Origin of the sequence: Arcobacter ellisii, assembly GCF_003544915.1 — a bacterium.
Lineage (GTDB): Bacteria > Campylobacterota > Campylobacteria > Campylobacterales > Arcobacteraceae > Aliarcobacter > Aliarcobacter ellisii.
This window is the reverse complement of sequence record NZ_CP032097.1, coordinates 1659390-1682145: the sequence shown is the minus strand read 5'-3', so window position 1 is coordinate 1682145 and position 22756 is coordinate 1659390. Positions and strand designations below refer to the sequence as shown.

15 protein-coding genes are annotated in these 22756 nt (G+C 28.8%); 11 read left to right on the top strand and 4 right to left on the bottom strand.

The genetic code is table 11. The annotated features are described in order from the left end of the window. Positions 1-74: 74 nt before the first annotated feature. From rpmJ to guaB, 8 genes are all read left to right on the top strand, one after another. Positions 75-188 (top strand): 50S ribosomal protein L36, encoded by a 114-nt coding sequence (rpmJ, locus tag AELL_RS08600; protein WP_014474483.1) that lies wholly within the window; start codon positions 75-77, stop codon positions 186-188. Between the two features lie 5 nt (positions 189-193). Continuing rightward, a complete protein-coding gene (gene rpsM, locus AELL_RS08595) occupies positions 194-562 on the top strand; it encodes a 30S ribosomal protein S13 (protein ID WP_118917551.1) in 369 nt (122 codons plus the stop codon). Positions 563-572: 10 nt separating this feature from the next. Continuing rightward, complete coding sequence (gene rpsK, locus AELL_RS08590) at positions 573-965, top strand: 30S ribosomal protein S11 (protein WP_014474481.1); 393 nt, start codon at positions 573-575, stop codon at positions 963-965. 10 nt (positions 966-975) lie between these two features. Continuing rightward, a complete protein-coding gene (gene rpsD / locus AELL_RS08585) occupies positions 976-1602 on the top strand; it encodes a 30S ribosomal protein S4 (protein WP_118917550.1) in 627 nt (208 codons plus the stop codon). A 17-nt stretch (positions 1603-1619) separates the two neighbouring features. Further along, on the top strand, positions 1620-2618 hold the full coding sequence (locus tag AELL_RS08580; RefSeq protein WP_118917549.1) for a DNA-directed RNA polymerase subunit alpha: 999 nt from the start codon (positions 1620-1622) through the stop codon (positions 2616-2618). Between the two features lie 13 nt (positions 2619-2631). Continuing rightward, positions 2632-2982 carry a 50S ribosomal protein L17 gene (gene rplQ / locus AELL_RS08575; protein ID WP_118917548.1) on the top strand — a complete coding sequence of 117 codons (351 nt, stop codon included), beginning with the start codon at positions 2632-2634 and terminating at the stop codon, positions 2980-2982. 145 nt (positions 2983-3127) lie between these two features. Beyond that, positions 3128-4489 carry an Asp-tRNA(Asn)/Glu-tRNA(Gln) amidotransferase subunit GatA gene (gatA, locus tag AELL_RS08570; protein WP_164967255.1) on the top strand — a complete coding sequence of 454 codons (1362 nt, stop codon included), beginning with the start codon at positions 3128-3130 and terminating at the stop codon, positions 4487-4489. A 20-nt stretch (positions 4490-4509) separates the two neighbouring features. Beyond that, positions 4510-5955, top strand: a complete 1446-nt coding sequence (guaB, locus tag AELL_RS08565) for an IMP dehydrogenase (protein ID WP_118917547.1) — start codon at positions 4510-4512, stop codon at positions 5953-5955. Positions 5956-5982: 27 nt separating this feature from the next. Here the strand turns inward: guaB and AELL_RS08560 are convergent, their stop codons facing one another. From AELL_RS08560 to AELL_RS08545, 4 genes are read right to left on the bottom strand one after another with little or no spacing between them, the layout of a single operon-like run. After that, the gene (locus tag AELL_RS08560; RefSeq protein WP_118917546.1) at positions 5983-6402 is read right to left on the bottom strand and encodes an FKBP-type peptidyl-prolyl cis-trans isomerase; all 420 of its coding nucleotides are present in this window, start codon (positions 6400-6402) and stop codon (positions 5983-5985) included. 8 nt (positions 6403-6410) lie between these two features. Beyond that, entirely contained in the window at positions 6411-6905 is a 495-nt protein-coding gene (locus AELL_RS08555) for a type II toxin-antitoxin system antitoxin SocA domain-containing protein (protein ID WP_118917545.1), read from the bottom strand. A 59-nt stretch (positions 6906-6964) separates the two neighbouring features. Next, the gene (locus AELL_RS08550) at positions 6965-10183 is read right to left on the bottom strand and encodes an ABC transporter substrate-binding protein (protein WP_118917544.1); all 3219 of its coding nucleotides are present in this window, start codon (positions 10181-10183) and stop codon (positions 6965-6967) included. Beyond that, positions 10180-10854: a response regulator transcription factor gene (locus AELL_RS08545; protein WP_118917543.1), complete on the bottom strand. Its 675-nt coding sequence runs from the start codon at positions 10852-10854 to the stop codon at positions 10180-10182. The genes AELL_RS08550 and AELL_RS08545 overlap by 4 nt, the downstream gene beginning before the upstream one ends. A 153-nt stretch (positions 10855-11007) precedes the next feature. Here AELL_RS08545 and AELL_RS08540 point away from each other — a divergent pair, with 153 nt between their 5' ends. From AELL_RS08540 to AELL_RS08530, 3 genes are read left to right on the top strand one after another with little or no spacing between them, the layout of a single operon-like run. After that, positions 11008-12801 carry a TolC family protein gene (locus AELL_RS08540; protein ID WP_118917542.1) on the top strand — a complete coding sequence of 598 codons (1794 nt, stop codon included), beginning with the start codon at positions 11008-11010 and terminating at the stop codon, positions 12799-12801. A gap of 11 nt (positions 12802-12812) precedes the next feature. Further along, positions 12813-13532, top strand: coding sequence for an efflux RND transporter periplasmic adaptor subunit (locus AELL_RS08535; RefSeq protein WP_118917541.1), 720 nt, complete (start codon positions 12813-12815; stop codon positions 13530-13532). Positions 13533-13549: 17 nt separating this feature from the next. Next, positions 13550-22738: a DUF4347 domain-containing protein gene (locus AELL_RS08530; protein WP_118917540.1), complete on the top strand. Its 9189-nt coding sequence runs from the start codon at positions 13550-13552 to the stop codon at positions 22736-22738. Positions 22739-22756: the final 18 nt, after the last annotated feature.

The following is a 22756-nucleotide window of genomic DNA, read 5'->3' as shown; positions in this document are numbered from 1 at the left end:
AAGATAAGATATATTATTTTTTAGGGCTTTTTCCTGTTGAAAGTGGAAAAAAACACAAAGAAGAGGACAGGCTTATGAAAGTAAGAGCTTCAGTAAAAAAAATGTGTGATAAATGTAAGGTTATCAAAAGAAGAGGTGTCGTAAGAGTAATCTGCGAAAACAAAAAACATAAACAAAGACAAGGATAAGACACATGGCAAGAATCGCGGGTGTTGATTTACCAAACAAAAAGAGAATGGAATATGCTTTAACATATATTTATGGAATCGGATTACATAACTCTAGACTAATTTTAGATGCTGTTGGAATTGATTATAACAAAAGAGCATTTGAACTATCTGAAGACGAAGCAGCGACTATCAGAAAAGAAATCCAAGAAAACTACCTTGTAGAAGGGGATTTAAGAAAAAAAGTTGCTATGGATATTAAAGCTTTAATGGATTTAGGATCATATAGAGGTTTAAGACATAGAAAAGGTTTACCTTGTAGAGGGCAAAAGACTAAAACTAATGCTAGAACAAGAAAAGGTAAAAAGAAAACTGTTGGTGCAGCAACTAAATAAGGGATTGTAGATGGCAAAAAGAAAAGTTACTAGAAAAAAAATTGTAAGAAAAAATATTGCTGACGGTATCGTACATATTGCTGCAAGTTTTAACAATACAATGGTTACAGTTACGGATAATGCAGGAAACGCAATCGCATGGTCAAGTGCTGGAAACTTAGGATTCAAAGGTTCTAAAAAATCAACTCCATTCGCAGCACAAGCAGCTGTAGAAGATGCTATGAATAAAGCAATGGAACATGGTATTAAGAATGTAGGTATTAAAATTCAAGGACCAGGTTCAGGAAGAGATACAGCTGTTAAAGCAGTAGGTTCTATGGACGGAGTTAGAGTTACTTGGTTAAAAGATGTTACACCATTACCACACAATGGTTGTAGACCTCCTAAAAGAAGAAGAGTGTAAGGGGTAAATAATGGCAAGATATAGAGGACCAGTAGAAAAAATCGAAAGAAGACTTGATGCGGATCTTGGATTAAAAGGTGAGAGAAGATTATCAGGTAAAAGTGCTTTAGAAAAAAGACCATTTGCTCCAGGACAACACGGACAAAGAAGAGCTAAAATTTCTGAGTACGGATTACAATTAAGAGAAAAACAAAAAGCTAAATTTATGTATGGTGTTTCTGAAAAACAATTCAGAAAATACTTTAAAGAAGCTGCAAGAAGAGAAGGTAATACAGGAGCAAACCTAATTACTTTAATTGAGCAAAGATTAGATAACGTTGTATTTAGAATGGGATTTGCTACAACTAGAGCAAATGCAAGACAATTTACAACTCATGGACACGTTTTAGTAGATGGTAAAAAAGTTAACATTCCTTCTTACTTAGTAAAACCTGGACAAAAAATTGAGATTAAAGAAAAATCAAAAACTAATCCTCAAATTGTAAGAGCATTAGAATTAACAAATCAAACTGGAATGGTTGATTGGGTTAATGTAGATAAAGATAAAGTATTTGGAATTTTCACAAGAATACCAGCAAGAGAAGAAGTTGTTATCCCTGTTGAAGAGAGATTAATCGTAGAGTTATATTCTAAATAATAAATAAAAGGTAGCTAATGAAAAAATTTGCAGAAACTCCGTTTTTACCAACTGAAGTTGAAATAGAGGCTATCAGTGATAATGAGGCTAAAATATCAGCATATCCATTTGAGGATGGTTTTGCAATTACTTTAGCACACCCTTTGAGAAGACTTTTATTAAGTTCTTCGGTTGGTTATGCACCAATTGCAGTAAAAATTGAAGGTGCTTCTCATGAGTTTGACTCATTAAGAGGTATGCTAGAAGATATAGCTATTTTTGTTATAAATTTAAAGAATATTAAGTTTAAAATAAATGGTGATAAAGAGCAAGTTGTAGTTGAGTACTCTTTCAATGGACCAAGAGAAATTAAAGGTGAAGATTTAATTAACTCTGACGTTGAAGTTGTATCAAAAGATGCTCATTTAGCAACGATTAATAGTGATTGTAATTTAACATTCTCTGTAATTATCCAAAAAGGTATAGGATATATGCCTTCTGAAGATATTAGAGATATTGTTGGACCAGATTATATTCCAATTGATGCTTTCTTTACACCTGTTAAAAAAGTGGTTTATGATATTGAAAAAATGTTAGTTGAAGATAATCCTAACTTTGAAAAAGCTGTATTTACAGTACAAACAAATGGACAAATTTCTCCAATTGCTGCTTTTAAAGAAGCAGTATCTGTTATGTATTCACAAATGTCAGTATTTAACAAAGTATTTGATTTATCAGAAGTAACAGTAAGTGATTCTGGAGAAGAACCAGTTGAACTTAAAGAATTAGTTATCAAAATTGATGATTTAAATTTAAGTGCTAGAAGTTTCAACTCTTTAGATAGAGCTGGACTAAAGTATTTAGGTGAATTAGTACTTATGAGTGAAGTTGAAGTAAAAAATATTAAAAATCTTGGGAAAAAATCTTATGATGAGATCGCTGAAAAGTTAGAATCTTTAGGATACCCAGTTGAAAATACACTTCCAGAAAATGTTGCTTCTGCATTAAGAAGAAAATTAGAGCAACTAAAAGCATAATTAAGGGTTTAATATGAGACACAAGCATGGATATAGAAAGTTAAGTAGAACTTCTTCTCATAGAAAAGCATTGTTAAAAAACATGGCAATTGCTATTATCGAAAGAGAAAAAATCGAAACAACTGTACCTAAAGCAAAAGAGTTAAAAAGATACATTGAAAGATTAGTTACAACTGCAAGAAATGCAGATTTTAATACTCACAGATTAGTATTCGCAGAATTACAATCTAAAGAAGCAGTTAAAAAACTGATTAATGAAATCGCACCAAAATATGTAGATAGAAATGGTGGATATACTTCTATAATAAAAACTAGAATTAGAAAAGGTGATGCAACGCCTATGGCATTCATCTCATTTGTATAATAGATTTTATTTACTTTAAAAGGGATAGAACAAGTTTCTATCCCTTTTTTTTATTCTTAAAAAAGCCTTTTTCTAACCTTTTTTTAATTAACTTTTTGATATTATTTCGCGCAATACTACAACTGTAAAATCATAGGAGAACCGATTGATAACCCTAAAAGAAGCACTAACTTTAGCTAGTGATGATATAAAAAAATTAAGAGACGATCTAAATCAAAAAATAAAAGAAAACAATATAGGTGCTTATGTAGAGCAATTAACTTCAAGTGAAATTTCAAAATCTGGTTCAGGTATTCCAATAGCTATTAAAGATAATATAAATGTAAAAAATTGGGAAATTACTTGTTCTAGTAATATTTTAAAGGGTTATATCTCACCATATAATGCAACTGTAATTAATAATTTAGAAAAAGCTGGATTATCACCATATGGTAGAACAAATATGGATGAGTTTGCAATGGGAAGTTCAACTGAATCTTCTTGTTATGGAAAAACATTAAATCCAATTGATAATTCAAAAGTTCCAGGAGGAAGTTCGGGTGGTTCAGCTGCTGCTGTTGCTGCTGGAATTGCAATTGCAGCACTAGGAACAGATACAGGTGGAAGTATTAGACAACCTGCAGCTTATTGTGGTTGTGTAGGGATGAAACCAACTTATGGAAGGGTTTCAAGATATGGAATAACTGCTTATTCATCTTCACTTGATCAATGTGGACCAATTACTCAAAATGTTGAAGATGCAGCAATTTTATATGATATTATTTCAGGATATGATCCAATGGATTCAACTTCTGCAAATATTGAGTATGATGCAGTTACTCCTAAATTAAATTCAGATAGAAAATTAACAATTGCTGTTATTGATAACTTTGTATCACAAGCAAGTCCTGCAATTCAAAAAGGTTTTGAAAAGGCTGTAAAAGCTTTAGAAGAGGCTGGGCATAAAATAATTCACAAAAATATGTTAGATACACAAAAAATAGTTTCAACTTATTATATCGTTGCAACAGCAGAAGCATCTGCAAATCTTGCAAGATTTGATGGTGTTAGATTTGGAAACAGAAAAGGTGATGCTGGATTAAAAGATATGTATGTTCAAACAAAATCACAAGGTTTTGGTAGTGAAGTACAAAAAAGAATTATGTTAGGTTCTTTTGTTTTAAGTTCTGGATATTATGATGCATATTATATCAAAGCTCAAAAAGTTAGACATTTAATTAAAGATGAATATTCATCAATTTTTAGTGAAGCAGATTTAATATTATCTCCAGTTGCTCCAACAACTGCACCAGAATTTGGTTCATTTAAAACATCTTTAGAGATGTATTTAAGTGATATTTATACTATTTCTATAAATCTTGCAGGACTTCCAGCTATTTCATTACCAGTTGATAAAGATGAAAATGGAATGCCAGTTGGATTACAATTTATTGCAAAAGCATATGATGAACAAACTCTATTTGATGGTGCTTTATCTTTAGAAAAAGCTATTAACTATACAAAATAAATATTAACTAGGATTAAAAAATGAGAATTAAAAAAAGAGCATTAACATTTGATGATGTTTTATTAGTACCTGCAAAATCAGAAGTATTACCAAAAGAGGTTTGTATTAAAACTAAACTTACAAAAAAAATTGAGTTAAATATTCCTTTTGTAAGTGCTGCTATGGATACAGTAACTGAATATGAAGCTGCAATTGCAATGGCAAGACTTGGAGGAATTGGAATTATTCATAAAAATATGGATATTGATGCTCAAGTATTACAATGTAAAAAAGTAAAAAAATCTGAATCAGGAATGATTATAGACCCAATTACAATTAAACCAGATCAAACATTACAAGATGCAGAAGATATAATGGCATCTTATAAAATTTCAGGTGTTCCTGTTGTTGATGATAACAATATTTTAGTTGGAATTTTAACAAATAGAGATATGAGATTTACTAAAGATTTTTCACAAAAAGCTAAAGATAAAATGACTTCAATGCCATTAGTTACTGCAAAAGAGGGAACGACTTTAGAAGAAGCAGCTGATATTATGCATGCAAATAAAATTGAGAAATTACCAATTGTTGATTCTAATAATAAATTAATTGGTTTAATTACAATTAAAGATATAAATAAAAAAAGAGAATATCCAAATGCTAATAAAGATGAATTTGGAAGATTAAGAGTTGGAGCTGCAATTGGTGTTGGACAACTTGATAGAGCAAGAGCATTAGTTGCTGTTGGTGTTGATGTTTTAGTATTGGATTCAGCTCATGGTCATTCAAAAGGTATTTTAGATACAGTAAAAGCTATTAAAGCTGAAATGGATGTTCAAATTATTGCTGGAAATGTGGCAACAGCAGCTGCAACTGCTGATTTAATAGCTGCTGGTGCTGATGCTGTTAAAGTTGGAATTGGACCTGGATCTATTTGTACAACAAGAATTGTTGCAGGTGTTGGTGTTCCTCAAATTTCTGCAATTGATGAATGTGCAGAAGAAGGTAGAAAAACAGGAACACCAATTATCGCTGATGGTGGTATTAAATATTCTGGAGATGTTGCAAAAGCTTTAGCTGTTGGTGCTAGTTCTGTTATGATGGGAAGTGCTTTAGCTGGAACTGATGAAAGTCCAGGTGAAGTTGTACTATTCCAAGGAAGAAAATTCAAAACTTATAGAGGAATGGGTTCAATTGGAGCTATGACTAAAGGAAGTACTGATAGATATTTCCAAGAAGGAACAGCAGCTGATAAACTTGTACCAGAAGGTATTGAAGGAAGAGTTGCTTATAGAGGAAGTATAGCTGATATTATTCATCAAATGGTTGGTGGATTAAGAAGTTCTATGGGATATTTAGGTTCTAAAGATATTCCAACATTCCAAGAAAGAGCAGAATTTGTTGAAATTACAAGTGCAGGACTTAGAGAGTCTCACGTTCATGATGTAACAATCACAAACGAAGCTCCAAACTATCACATCTAAAAAAAGAGAGTTTTGACTCTCTTTTTTTTAAACTATTTTATTTATAACAATTTTAAAATCTAAATCATTTCCAGCTAAGGGATGATTATAATCAACAGTTACATCTTCTTTTGTTACATCTGAAACAGTTGCTTTAAAAACTTCTCCATTTTCACCTTCTGCTTCAAGAATCATTCCTATTTGTAAATCTATTCCTTCAAATTCTGAAATAGGTACGATTTCACATAAAGTTTCATCATAATTTCCATAAGCTTCAACAGCTGGAACTGTTATCTCTTTTGTTTCACCTTCAATCATATTTGCAATTCTTGTTTCAAGTCCTGGAACTATATCTCCACTTCCAAAAACAAATTCAATAGGATCTGCTTGAAGATTTGATTCAATTAAATTTCCATTTACTTTTAGTTCATATTGCATTGATACAACTTGATTATTTTTAATTGCCATTTTTTTCCTTATATAATAATTTCATTTTTTGCTGTTGCTCTTACAACATCTATTTTAAAGCATTCATTTGCAATATTTCGTGGAGTTGTATCTAAATATTGACTAACTATTTTATGTATAGTTTTCATTTCATCTTTTGAAAATAAAGTTTCATCAAAATCCTCTTCCATTTTAATAAAACTTAATTCTATAAAATTCTCTTTTTCAATACTTCCAATATCTAAATAATCTAATAATTCTTGCATTAAATAGATTCTTTCATCATCTTCTTCTAAATCTTCTTCATTTGCAATAATATCAAAAAGCTCACTAAGGACAACAGGTTCAGGATGTCTTGAACCTTTGATATACTCTTCATCAAAAATCTTTTTTCCACAATGTTTTTGATGGCTGTAATCCATCAAAAAAAGTAGTATAGATACTTTCTTATCATTTAGATGTTTTACTTGTTTGTGTAGCATATATAAGATTACATTTGCTACTTTTGTCATATTTATATTCACATAATTCCTTTTTTTAGCTTTGCGAAGTATATAATATAAAAAATAAATTATCTATATTACTATTTATTTTCTATAAATTTAAAAATTGCTCCCTTTTCTCCATTTGTTATAATCATATTTTTATTATTTTTCTTAGCAATCTCTTTTGACATTTTAATTCCAAGACCTTTATATTTTTCTTGATTAATCTCTTTAAAAAGTGCTTCATCTATTTTTCCACAATTATCTTCAAAAATAATACTATCTTTACTCAGTTTGATTTCTATTATAGGATTTTGAATCCCTCTTTTTATAGAAATATTTATTGAATTTATTATTAGATTTATCCAAACTTGCATCCATTCATTTCTAATACCTTTGATTTTTATATCAAAATCTCCTTTAAATTCTATATGCAAATTATTATTTTTTATTTTTGTATCAATAATACTTAAAGCACTTTTTATTGAATCATAAACTTCAAACTCTAAAACATTTATAGAAGGTTTATAATAATCTAAAAAGTTTTGCATCGTTTCTGACATAAAATCCAAACTTTTTTCAATTTCAAGTGTGCTTTTATCTAAAAAATCTCTAGGTACATCTTTGTTTTGTAAAAGCATTGCTCTTAGATTTAGATTTATATAACCAATTTTTGTGAGTGAATCTCTCCATTGATGGGATATATTTCCTATTAAATTTCCAAGTTCAGCTTTTTTGTTTTGTTGAAACATTAAATCTTGTTGTATTGAATTTTTCTCAATTTCAATTGCAATTTTTTTTCTTAGTTGATAATTCCATAATAAAATTATTATAATTATCAAACTAATGAATATTAAAACATAAATAATTAAAGAGAGATATTCTGAATTATCAGGAAGTTTTATTGATACATGATTATTTATTATTTGTTCTTGTTCTTTTTTAGATATTTCATTTATAGCTTTATTTAAAATATCTTTTAAAATAATATCCTCTTTTAAAACACCAATTCTTAAAACATTTTTGTATTTTAAAGGTTGAGCTACAATTTTGAGATTAAATAAATTCTCTTTTTTTATAGTGTAAGCTGCAATTATTAAAGACCTAACAGTCATATCAACTTTTTTATTTTCTACTAAAGAAAAAGCTTCTGCTTCTGTTTCAACTGGAACGATTTTAAGATTTGGAAAATCTTTTTCAAATAATTCATACATAGCTGTATTTGAAGGAATGGCAATAGTTCTGTTTTCTAAAAATGATAAATCTTTTGGAGTTTCAAACTCATTTCTTGTTACTATTACATTTGGGTCTTCAAATATTGGTTTTGTGAAATTTAACCACTCTTTTCTTTTTGGTGTTTCATTTAAAAAACTTAGAATATCACACTTTTTTTCTTTTGAAAAGATTATACTTTCATCCCAATTTTTTGTAGGAATTACTTCTATTTCTACTCCTAATTTAGAAGATATTAATTTAATTAAATCAGCTGCAATTCCAATATGTTTATTATTGTTATCTAGTCTTTCAAAAGGTTCCCAATCGGGATCTACACACATTGTAATAACTTTTTTATTTTTTAAATATCTTTCTTCTTCTTTTGTAAAAGGTATATTTGAAGCTGCTTTATTTTGATTTGATTTAATCCATTTTTTTTTCAAATTTAATAACTCTTCTTCTGTGATTAAATCTTTACCTTTTTCTAAAATATTTCTTAAGATTTCATTTTCTTTATTTGTTGCCATAGCTAAATCTAAATTAAACTCTTCATCTTTAACTTCAAAAGCAGGTTTTAGATTTGAAATTAAATTATTTGTAATAAAATAGTTAGCAACAGCAAAATCATCTATAAAACTATCAGCTTCACCAAATGCAACTTTTTTCAGTCCAGCCAATGAATTTTCAACACTTAATAGTTTTATATTTGGATATTTCTGTTTTAATAATTCTTCTTCGTAAAAACCTCTTATTACAGCCATTTTTTTGCCATTAAAATCACTTAATTTTTTAAAATTATTTGTGCCTTCTCTTACATAAACTATATCAACTGAGTGAATATAAGGAGATGTGAAAATAAAATGATTTTCTCTTTCATTTGTTTTTGCAATGTTTAGCATTACATCAATTTCATTATTTTTAAGTTTTTCTAAATACTCTTTCCACGTAAAACCTGAAATATATTCAACACTTATTCCTATTTTTGAAGCTATTAAATTCATATAATCTATTGAAAAACCTTTTGGAGTATTGTTTATATTGTAATTAATTGGAGCCCAATTTGCTTCATTGTGTACTTTTATTATGTGTTTATTTTCTAAATAGTTTTTTTCTTCAATTGTTAATAAATTTTTTATTTTAGTATTTGGGTCAAAGTAATACTCTTCAGATATTTTATTTATATCAAAATTTCTATCTACTAATCCTAACTTTGAGAATATTTCAGCATTAAGTTTTATTAATTCAGGAGTAATTGCTCCAATTCTAAAGATATTAGTTTTAAATAGTTGTTCTGTTTGGTTGGCTTCAAATAATAAAGCCTCTTTAGATTTTCTTTTTGAATATTTTTCATAAATTAAATCAATAATTTCTTGTTTATTTTTAAAGGCATATTCCCAACCTTTATTTGTTGCATTTACAAAGTCTCTAACTTTTTTTGGATATTTATTTATCATCTCTTCACTTGTAAAAAGTTCTACATCATAAGAATAAATCCCAAAATTTGCTGGATTTAGTACGTTATATTTTATACCTAATTTATCCAATTCAAAGAGTTGCGAAGTTATAAAAATACTCATAGCATCAATTTCACCATTTATAAATTTATCTGTTTTAAAATCATGGTTTATTAAAGTATAACTGTTTTCATCTATTCCATAATCTTTTAACATAACTCCTAAACTTGTCTGTTCCATCTCTGATTTTAAGGCCATTATCTTTTTATTTTTTAAATCAGCAGGAGTTTTGATTTCTGGTTTTGTAACTAAGGCTAAAGCATTTTGTTTGAAATATGAAGCAACTAAAACAACAGGTTTCCCTTTTAGTCTTTCTAAAATCAAAGCAGAAGAGGAAATACCAAAAGTAGATTTACCATTTATTACATCTTCAGTTATATTTATACCATCTTCAAACTCTTTTATTTCAACTTCCAAACCAACATCATTGTAATAACCTTTTTCGATTGCTGTATAAAAACCTGCAAACTCAAATTGATGTTTCCATTCTAGCTGTAAACTAACTTTTTCTAAATTTGCAAATAGAGTTTGGCTTAGAATAAAACTTAATAAAAAAATTCTTATTATCAATTTATTTTGATTTTTCATATTATCATCTTGTATCCAACATCAGGAATAGTGTGTAAAAAGTTTTTGCCAAATCTTTTTCTTATTCTTAAAACAAAATTATTTAATGCACTATCACTCATCGGTTCATATTCATATACAAATTTTATAAACATATCTTTTGTTATAACTCTTTTTTGATTTTCGCATAACATTTCAAAAAATAGAATCTCTTTTTTATTTAATTCAAAAACTTCATTCTCTTTAATAACTTTTTTTAGTTCTTTATCGTATTTAAAGCCTTCTTTTAAATCAATAATTTTTTGATTATTTAATTTAAGTTTAGCTTCACATTTTTCAAAAGCTTCAATTAAAGCTTTAAAATTTATAGGTTTTATTAAATATCCACTTAAGTTTAAAGTCATAGCTTTAAATAATAAATCTTCATCTTTATAACCTGAAAGGATAAGAATTGGGGTTTGATTGTTAGTTTGTCTAAATTTTTCTATAAAATCTAAACCACATTCATTTTTTAGATGAATATCAGAAATTATCAAATCAATTTTTTCATTTTCTAAAAGCTTAAAAGCCTCTTTTATATCTTTTGCTACAAATGTTTTTTTTACAAACATATTAAATAAAGAGATTGCATTTTCGATAAATTCATCACTATCTTCTAATAGTAAAAGATGTTTATCACTCAAAAATTCCATAAAAAACCTTCTAATTATATTTATAATAGATTTTATTATATCCAAATCTCAAATACATCTCAAAAGTAGATAAATTTATCTTAGATTTGAGATTTATATGAGATTCTTAAATGCTATTATTAATAAAAAATAGAAAATTAAAAAGGTATAAAAATGATAAGAAAAGTTTCTAAAGTAGTGGTTCTATCGGTTGTAACTTCTTTTTTGATAACTGGTTGTGCTATAAAACCAGAACCAATGCTAAAAGAGGAAGTGAAAGAACAGGTTAAAAAAGATTTATCAGTTTTAAGTGAAGTTGTTTTACCTGTAACAAAACCAATTTCTTTAGACGAAGCTATTCAAAGAGGACTTAATCATAATTTACAAAAAAGAGTAAAAGTTCTAGAAACTGCTCTTTCTCAACAACAATTAGATTTAGTATATTATGATATGTTACCTAGTTTAACTGCAAGTGCTGGATATTCTGAAAGAAACAATTATGCAGCAAGTGCAAGTACATCTTTTGTAAATGGTGAACCACAACCATTAGGGGCTAATCCTTCATATTCAATTTCTCAAGATAAAGAAAGAGTAACTTCAGATATTGGATTTAGCTGGAATATTTTAGATTTTGGATTATCTTATGTAAGAGCTCAACAACAAGCTGATAAGTTTTTAATAGCAAAAGAGAAAGAGAAAAAAGTTGAACATAATTTAACTCAAGAGATAAGAAGAGCATATTATCAAGCTGTTTCTGCTCAAGATTTATTAAAAAGAATTCAACCTATGATGGTTGAAGTAAATCAAGCTTTAAGTGATTCTAAAAAAGTTCAAAATCAAAGAGTTGGTAAAACTCCTATGGAATCATTATCTTATCAAAGGGAATTACTTGATATTTTAAGATCTCTTCATACTTTAGAAAGCAGTTTAATCTCTGCAAAAGTTGAATTAGCAGAATTAATGGGATTAAAACCTGGAATTGAGTTTGAACTTGCAGACAAAGTTGAAAAAAATTATCAAATTCCTGAATTTAATATGAACCTTGAACAAATGGAACTTTTAGCTTTAGAAAATAGACCTGAAGTTACAGAAAGTAGATATCAAGAGAGAATTTCTGAAAAAGAAATTACAGCAGCAAAATTGAAAATGCTTCCAGGAATTAATCTAAATACTTCATTATCATATGAAAATAGTGATTATTTATTAAATAATGATTGGTATTCATATGGAGCAAATGTTTCTTGGAATCTTTTAAATGTGTTTAAAGGTAGTGAGATGAATAAATTAGCTAAAACACAAGTTGAAATTGCAAAAGAGCAAAAATTAGCTTTATCAATGGCTGTTTTATCTCAAGTTCATTTATCAATAGTGAAATTTAATCAAGCTAAAAAAGAGTATTTATTAGCAAAAGATTATCTAAATGTTGCAGATGATATTTACACTTTAACACAAGTAGAAAATGACTTAAATATTAATAGTAGACTTATTTTAATTAAAGAAAAACTAAATCATATTTTAGCAACTCTTAGATACTCATCATCATATGCAAATGTTCAAAATAGTTATGGAAGAATTTTCGCTTCTATGGGAATAGATGATAAAAAAGATTCTGAAATTTCAAAACCTAATATTTCAGTAGAAACTAAAAATGAAGAAAACAATCAAGTTATAACTCTATCAACAACAGATAAAATCGATACTGAAACAGAGATAAAAAATAGTAATGAAAATGAAGAAAATAGTCCAAAAAAAGAGTTCAAAGTAGATGATGAATTTTATAATAGAAATTTTTATAATTCAAAAATAACTATTTATGAGGGGGAAATTCTTAGCATAAATGGAAATGAATATGTGGTAAAAAAATCTGATGATGTATCAAAAATCGCAAAAGATAATGGTGTATCTTTAAAATCAATTGTTATTGAAAATTTTTGGTTAGTAGAAAAAAATAGAGTTCAATTTCAATAAAAGGTAATTTAATGAAAAAATTTCTAAGTTTTGTTTTGTTGGCTTCTTCTTTGTATGCAAATAGTGATTTGACTTCAAGAGCAGTTATTGTTTCACTTGATAGAACAGTTCTTTCAAGTGAAATTGCAGGAGAGATAGTTGAACTTTCAAAATTTGAAGGAGACTCTTTTAAAAAGGGAGAATCTTTAATAAAAATAGATTGTTCTGTATATAAAGCTCAAAAAAGAAAAATTGAAGTTGAAAAAGAGATAGCAAGACTTCAACTTGAAAAAAATAAGAAGTTAGATACTTATGGTTCTATTGGTACTTTTGAAATACAAATTTCACAAGAGAATTATAATAAGCAAAAAGCAGAAGGAGATATTGCATCTATAAATGTATCAAGATGTGATATCCAAGCACCTTTTGATGGAAGAATAGCTTCAAAAAAAGTATCAAAACATCAAAGTATAAAACCACAAGATGAACTTTTAGAAATAGTTGGATTAGATAATCTTGAAGCAAGGGTTGTAGTTCCTTCTTCTTGGCTTGTTTGGCTAAAAAAAGGAATTGAATTTGATTTAAGTATTGATGAAACAAAAACTACAGTAAAAGCTCAAGTTGTACAAATTGATTCAGTTGTTGACCCAACAAGTCAATCTATTACTTTAAGAGCAAAATTATTAAAACCATTTGAAAATATAATACCAGGTATGAGTGCAACAGCAAACTTTTACCAACAAAATAATTAGTATCAAGGACATGAACTATGAAAAAAAGAAATTTAAAAAAACCAATAATTAGTGCTTTAGAGCAAAGAGTTCTTTTTGATGGAGCAGCTGTTGCAACAGCTGTTGATGTACTTGATGATAGTAGTTTTGCAACAACTTCAAATGATTCAGTTACAACAAATGATGTAACAAATAATAGTGCTGAAAATTCTGTACATGAGGCACAAGCTGTTCAAGGATTTGAAAAACCTAGAAGAGAAGTTGCCTTTGTAGATATTACAGTTAGTGATTATCAAACATTAGTTGATGGTGTGGGAGAGGGTGTTGAAGTATATCTTGTAAGTTCAATGGATGATATAAATTCTATATTAAAAAATGAAATGAACATAGATGCAATACATATTTTATCTCATGGAAATACTGGTGAAATAAGTGTTGGAAATGATGTATTAAATCAAAATACATTAAGTAATTTTGATGAAGTATTACAAAGTATGAAATCTTCTTTAAATGAAAATGGGGATATTTTACTTTATGGTTGTAATGTTGCAAGTGATGGAACTGGACAAGAGTTTATTGATTTATTATCAAGTGAAACTCAAGCTGATGTTGCTGCTTCAAATGATGTAACTGGAAATTCTAATGTAAATGGTGATTGGGATTTAGAAATCGAAACAGGAAGTATTGAAACTTCTACTATAGTGGTTGAAAATTATTCTTCAAGACTTGCAGATGTAACATATACTGAAAATGATTCTGCTACATTAGTAGCTAACAATGTAACTATTAGTTCTGGAACTAATTTTTCAGGGGGATATGTTGAGTTTAGTTTATCAGGAAGTACAAGTACAGAGACTCTATCTTTAGTAAAAGCTTCAACTGCAAGTATTGTAAATGGACAAATTAGTATAGTTGGAAACGGAGTTTATATAGGAAATGGTTCAGTTGCTGTTTTAGTTGGTTCTATTGATAATACATACAATGGTGAAAATGGACAAAAATTAAGAATTAATTTTAGTAATACTTTTATAAATGGAAACTTTACTGATACTACAGCTACTCAAACAGGTACGGTTGTTGATATTAGTGGATGGACTGTTTATCTTCAACAATTAATGTTAGGACAAAATGGAGTTGCTGGAACTTCTACTATTGATGGATGGGCAACACCTATTGATTCAACACCAACACCATCAAATCCAAATAATCCAAGTCAAGTAAGTAGAGGAGATGATTATACACCTTCAGGTGCTGTATATTCTTATGCTTTTGAAGATGGAGCATTAAGACTTTATTCATCAGGTATGACAACAGCAGCAGGTGGAGATATTGTTCATGGACCTTATGTAGTTTCTGATAGCACAGTTACTTTATCAAGTGGAGATTCTGTATCTTTTGATTGGAAAGCAAAAGGTGGAGATGATGCTTATGATATTTATGCTTATTTATTAAATGTAAATACAGGTGCTACAGTTGAGTTATTGAATCAAACAGGTATTGGAACAAGTGAAACATCTTGGACAACAAAAAATACAAATATAAATACAGCAGGAACTTATAAGTTTGTATTTGTTTCTGGAACATTTGATGAAACTTTTGGAAGAGCAGCAGGTGCAAGTTTATATATAGACAATATAGTTGTAACGCAAGCTGTTATGCCACCAGCGATTAGTGGAAGTGTTTTACAATATATTACTAGAAATTTAACTTATTATAATAGTTCAGAAACTTTAAATACATTAGGAGAAACAAAAAATATAAGTATAAATGGTATTACTTCAGGTGGAGTTACTGATGTTTCATTGAGTAGATCTATTGAAATTATAGGAGTAAATGACTTACCATATATTTCAGGAAAAGAAACAGTAACTGTCAATGAAGATACTTCTATTACAATCTCTGGTTTAACTGTTGGGGATAAAGATATTGGAAGTGGTAATTTAACAGTTACAATAGATGCATCTCATGGAACTTTAAGTTTAGGAAATTCGACTGGAGTAACTACTTCTTGGGATGCTGTAAATAAAACTTTTCAAATAACTGGAACTGTAACAAATCTAAATAATGCACTTGCAACACTTAGATATCAAGGTGATGCAAATTGGTTTGGTGATGATCCTTTGACAATCACTATAAATGATGGTCAAGGAAGTGGTGAACAACCATATAGAATAAATCAAACTGGAAAATTTTTCAACCCTGATAATGGACACTATTATGAGTTTGTAAGTTCTTCTGGAATTACTTGGGATCAAGCTAAAACTGATGCAGAATCTAGAACTCTTTATGGCTTAAATGGTTATCTTGTTACAATTACTTCAGATAGTGAAAATACTCTTATTACTTCTATGGCTGGGGGAAATGGTTGGATTGGTGCAAGTGATGCAGATAGTGAAGGTATTTGGAAATGGGTAACTGGACCTGAATCTGGAACTCAATTTTGGACGGGTGATACAAACGCAGGAACAAATTCTACATCAAATTATGGATCATCATATAATGGGCAGTATTCAAATTGGGCAAGTTCAGAGCCAAATAATGCTGATTCTTCAAGAGGTGGAGAAGATGTTGCACACTTTTATTATAATGGAGTAAATGCTGGAAAATGGAATGATTTTGCAGCAACAAATAATAGTGCAATAGCAGGATACATAGTTGAATATGGTGGATATGGTGGAACTTTAACTGCTGCGAATCTTACAGTTAGAGTGTTAAGTGTAAATGACTTACCAGTTAATAATAACGTTCCTTCTTCAAAAACAACAACAGAAGATACGGCAATTGTTTTTTCAACTGCAAATAATAATGCAATAAGTATTCGTGATAATGATGCTTTAAATGACCCATCAGTTATTTTAACAACAACTTTATCAATTGGAAGTGGAAAAGGAACTTTAACACTAACAGAAGGAAGTGGAGCTACTATTACAAATAATGGTTCAACAACAGTTCAAATAACAGGAACAGTATCTCAAATAAATGCAAGTTTAGAAGGATTGACTTATTCTCCAACTTTAAATGCAAATGGAACAGCTTATACAATATTAACTATTACTACAAATGATGGAGTATCAACAGATACAGATAGTATTACTATAGATATAACTCCAGTTGATGATAAACCTGTTGCAAATGCTATGGCTGCTACAGTTGGTCCAAATTCAAAACAATCTTTTGACCAATTCCAACCTAATTTTACAGATGTTGATAACAATGTAATGACAGAAGCTTATCAATTAGAAATTATCTCTTTACCAACAGTTGGTAAATTTCAAGTATATGATGGAAGTGGTGATAAAGCAGATGATTCTAACTGGATTGATATTTCAGATATTTCAACTTTAACACAAGTTTCAGGATATACATTACAAGATGGCAGATTGGTTATTTCAATGGCTGATTTGAATAATTATCGTTTTGATGCAGGTAATAATTCAGGACAAAGTACAAATGTTAACTGGCGTGTAATGACAACTGGTGATACAAATGATTCAACTGGATGGTCAAATACAGCAACGGGAGTAGTTACTATTTTAGATAGTAGTTCAAATAATGCTCCTGTTGTAAATATTTACAATGGAAATGATTTATTAAATAATGGAAGTATCACAATAACTGAAGATTCAAGTGCAAACTCTATTAAACTTATTTTTAGTGATGATGTTACACCTGAAGAGTATATAGAAGGAATAGTAAGCTCTAGTAATACAAATTTACTTGATATGAGCGGTATTTCTATGATTAGAAGCACTACTAATTCACCAGGAGATACAGTAACTTTTACTTTTACACCTAAAGCTAATATGTATGGTTCTACGGTTATTACACTTGGTGCAAGTGATGGAGATAAAACTACAACACAAAGTTTTACACTAAATGTAACATCTGTAAATGAACAAGCAATTGTAGATAATTTTACAAGAACTATAAATGAAGATACATCTTTTAGTTTTGCAACTATAAATCCAGCTGATATTTATCATGATGCAAATGATGTAAATAATAATGCAAATGTAAGTGCTGTTGATTATAATGCTCAAATGGCAATAATTCAAGATGCTATGATGAATCCATCTGATACAGATAAACAAGCAGCAAAAATAACAGCTATAGAGACTTTAGTTGAGGCAAACTATTTTCCCCAATCATTTATAATTGATACTTTACCGACAAATGGTGATTTATATTTAGATGGAATTAAAATAGAGAGCACAAACTATACTATTGCAATTGCTAATTTAGAAAAATTAGTTTATCAACCAGACTTAAACTATTTTGGAACAGATAGTTTTACTTGGCACGCTTTAGATAAAGAGGGCTTATCAACTACTATTAAAACAGCTACTTTTACAGTAGATGCTGTAAATGATGCACCAGTTATTACATCTCCTTCAACTATACAAATAGTTGATTCTTCTGGTGCTTCAATAAATGGAACTATAAATACTTCATTAGTAGCTAATGATGTTGATAATGTAAATTTAACTTATAAAATAGATTCAGGAACAGGCATTTTAGTTGAAACTATGGTTGGAACTTATGGAACATTAGTTATAAATAGTTTAACTGGAGATTATCAATTTATTCCAAATCAAACAGCAATTACAGCTTTAGATTCAAATACAACAGAGACTTTTACATTAAATGTAAGTGATGGAGAGTTAAGTGATACAACTACTTTAACAATAAATATAACAGCAGGAGCTGAAACAGCTTCTACATATGTAGAACAAGCAGATTCAACACTTATTTTAACTGATACAACTATAAATACTGAACATTTTTATGGTGGAGGATTTATAGAATTTAACCTAAATAGTTCAACTTCAAGTGAAACTTTAGGAATTCAAAAAGTAATGACACCAGATATTACAGCTGATACTGTAAGTATTGTTGGAAATTCTGTTTATTTAGGAAATGGAACAAGTGCAAGTGTTATTGGACAAATAGATGCTGTTTATAATGGTGAAAATGGACAAAAATTAAAAATAAATTTTTCAGTTGATTTTGCCAATGGAAACTTTAATTCAGCAAATAGTTCAGTTGGACTTTTAAGTTCTACAACAAATGCTATAGTAAATATTGATGGTTGGACTATTGTAAATGGTAGGGTAAATTTAGGAGTTGATACAATAGCAGGACTTGCAACACCAGAAGATACAACAAATCCATCAAGAGTAATAGCAGCAACTGATAAAGATGGAGATACTCTAAGAAGAGAAACATATTATACATACATAAATAATGATGGTGGAAATGATAATTCTATAAAAATGAATTCAAGTTTAACATCAACAAGTGGATATGCGATAGTTAGAGGACCATATATTTATTCTGATTCAGCTGTATCTTTAAAAGTTGGAGATACTGTTCAATTTGATTGGAAAGCGCAAGGTGGTGGAGATGCTTATGATGTATTTGGTTATATAGTTGATGTAAACAATCCATCTAATTATCAAATAATATTAAATCGAACAGGTGCAAATGCAAGTGCTATGACAAACTGGGCAACAGAATCTATAACTGTATCAACAGATGGAGATTATAAATTTGTGTTTGTTTCAGGTTCTTGGGATGCAACAGGTGGAAAAGCCTTAGGAGCTCAACTTTACATAGATGATGTAAAAGTTACTCAAGCTAATCCAACTGCTGGATTGACTTCAGATGTTTTAGAAAAAATTGCACAAAAAGTGACTTATCAAAATAGTTCAGATTTAAGTGCTATAAATGGAGTTTTAAATAAAACTGTAACTATTACAACTTCTTCAGGAGATTCTACACCAGTAGTTCATAGTTCAACAAAAGCACTGAATATTCAAGAGGTAAATGATAGTGTAACTTTAGTATCAAGCGTATCAAATATTTATTATACAGATACAGATGGAGTTGATAATTTTTCTAATACAACAGGAAAATTAACGGCAACTGATATTGATAGTGGAACTACATTTACATATGGAATAAATGGAGCTACTTCAAATGGTGATGGAACAGTTTCAAAAGGGGGAACTTATGGAACTTTAATTATTAATAGTTCAACAGGCGAATACACTTTTGTTCCAAATTCAAATGCTATTAATGCTTTATCTTCAAATGTAACAGAAACATTTACTTTTAATGTAAGTGATGGAAGTGGTTCAAGTGATTCAAAAGTTTTAACTATAAATATTGAATCAGTAAATGATGCCCCACTTTTAGGAGGAGTTGTTTCATCTCCTACTTTTACAGAAAATGGAGCTGCTACTTTAATTGATAAAACTATAACAATTACTGATTTAGAAGGTACAAGTTATGATAGTGGATATGTTGCTTTTAAAATTTCACAAAATGCACAAGTAGAAGATAAATTATCAATTTTAAATGTTGGTGGAATTAGTTTAAGTGGAAATAATGTAACTTATGGTGGAGTTATAATAGGAGTTGTTGATTCAACTTATAATGGACAAAATGGAAAAGAGTTAAGGGTTAATCTAAACTCAAATGCCTATTCATCACAAGTTCAAGCTTTAGCAAGAGCGATTGCATTTTCAAATCCAACAGATGATTTAAGCTCTAATGCAAGAACAATTGAGATAAAAGTAAGTGATGGTGGAAATGGTGGTGAAACAACTGCTAGATATAGTACAAAAGAGGCTGTTGTAAATATTCAAACAATAAATGATTTACCACAAATTAGTTTAGGAAATGAGAGTTTAATAGTTGAAAAATCAATAGTTTCAAATCCAAACGGTATGTTGCCTTTAGGTTCAATGATAAATTTTGCTGATTTAGATGGAGATATTTTAACTGTAAGAATTGAAACAACAAATTATGGTTCAATTAATATAAATGATTCAATTTTAAATGGAGTAAATGCCTCTTCAATTAGTGGAAATAACTCAAGAGTTGTTACGTTAACAGGAACGATAGAGCAAATAAATACTACTTTAAATGCTTCAAATGGTATTAGTTACACAGCTGGTTTTGGAAATGACTTTATAACTCCTGGTGCTGATTATTTAAAAGTAACTGCAACTGATGATTTAGGAGGAGTTAGTACTTCTCAAAAATTAGTTATGGTTTTACCTGCAATTCCAAATGCTCAAAGTGACAATATTATTGGAAAAGAAGATAATGATATTTTAATAGATATTGATTCTTTAATTTTAGATGTAAATGATACAAATATAAACTATATATTTGGAACAGGAACACCTGATATTACAGATATAAATGGAACAGTAATAACAGCTGGAACTATAACAGCTTTTGATAGTAGTAAATATATCTATGCAGATTATGATATCAATGGTGATGGAAATATAGATTCAACTGATACTTCAAAAGTTATTGGATTTGAATTAACAAATGGAAAACTTATTTTTAATAATGATAGAAATTTAGTTGATGATAGAGATTTTGCTCAATTTACATTTATTCCAAATGAAAATTGGTCAGGAGTAGAAACTTTCTTATACAAATTCTCTTCGGATCAAAAAACAAGTAATATAGCTCAAATTGCAATATTTGTTACTCCGGTAAATGACGCGCCAGTTATTTCAATAGGAAATAGTTCTATTACAATAAATGAAGATAACTCTTTTGTATTTAATAATACAAATGCAATTAATTTAGCTGATATTGATGCTATTGATTCAACTCAAATTTTAGATTTAACTTTAAGAGTTAATGAAGGAAAATTAGAATTATCACAACTAAGTGGATTAACAGTTTTAGAAGGGGCAAATAATACATCAATTATAAAAGTTCAAGGAACTTTGACAGACCTTCAAACAGCTATCAATAATCTAAAATATACGCCAAATCAAGATTATAATGGAAGTGATAGTTTAACTATTAAGTTAAATGATAAATCAAATGTAGGTGAGGGTAATATTTTAGAAGATGAAAAAACTATAAATATTACAATAAATGCTGTAAATGATGCACCTGTATTTACAAATCAATCTGAAAATACAGTTGAAGGAAATACAGTAAGTGGGGTATTACCTGCAAGTGATGTTGATAGTGCTTCAATCTCTTTTAGTATAAATGGCACAGCACCAACTGGATTTATATTAAATAATGATGGTTCATATAGTTTTGATAGTTCAAGTTATGATTATATTGGTGAAGGTGAAACAGATACTATTATTATCCCTATAAATGTAAGAGATGCTGAAGGTTTAGTTACAACTGCAACTTTTTCTATAACAATCACAGGTACAAATGATGTTCCAACAGTATCTTTTGAGAATATTGATTCTAAAATACCTTTTGGAGAAGTTTATAATAAAGATATTTCATCTTTATTTAGTGACAAAGATTTAACAGATAATTTTAGATTTGAAGCAACAAATTTACCTTTGGGTTTAACTATTAATCCAAATACTGGAATTATTTCAGGAAGAGTTGCACAGTCTGGAAATTTTGTAATTGTAATAAAAGGAATAGATTCTCAAGGAGCAAGTGTAACAAGAACATATAATATGTTAGTTATTGCACCAGCACAAATTGCAGAACCAACAAATCCTACTACTCCTACAGTTCCAACTAATGGTGATACAAATACAAACAATTCAACAGATGGGCTAAATAATTTTACAGATAATAATTCTAGTAATTTAGGTGTTTTAAATTTTAATTCAAATGATGGTTTATCAGTTGATACTGGAATTGGATTCTTAGGTACAGAAGTTCCTCAAAATAATCCAACAGATGGAACAAATGACAATACTCCTACAACAAATACGTCAAATCCAAATGATTCTAAGGGAGTTTTACAAGCAAGTGTAGACTTAAATGTATTAACAAATGGGCAAGTTGTATTTAATGAAGGAAATCAAGATTCTTTCTCTATAGTTGGAATTACGATTGAAGATATTAAAGTTGAAAATAACTTTATTGAAATAAAAGTTGTTGATACAAATCTTTCTCAAAACTTCATTGTTACGCAAACAGATGGAACTCCTTTACCTGCTGGATTATTTTTTGATCCAAAAACAGGTAATATTACAGGAACAATTCCTGAAGATTTAGAAAAAATAGATATCAGTATCAAAGCGATTAATCAAGATGGAACAACAAGAGTGTTAAATCTAAAACTTGATTTAAAAGAACTAAAAAATAAAAATCAAGCAAATCAAGCTGATGCAGATGAAAAATATATGGGATTAAAAGAGCAAATAGCAATGGAAAACCAAAAACTTGATGGTTATGGTTCATATCTTACAAGATTATTTGCTTAAAAAATAAAGGATAAAATA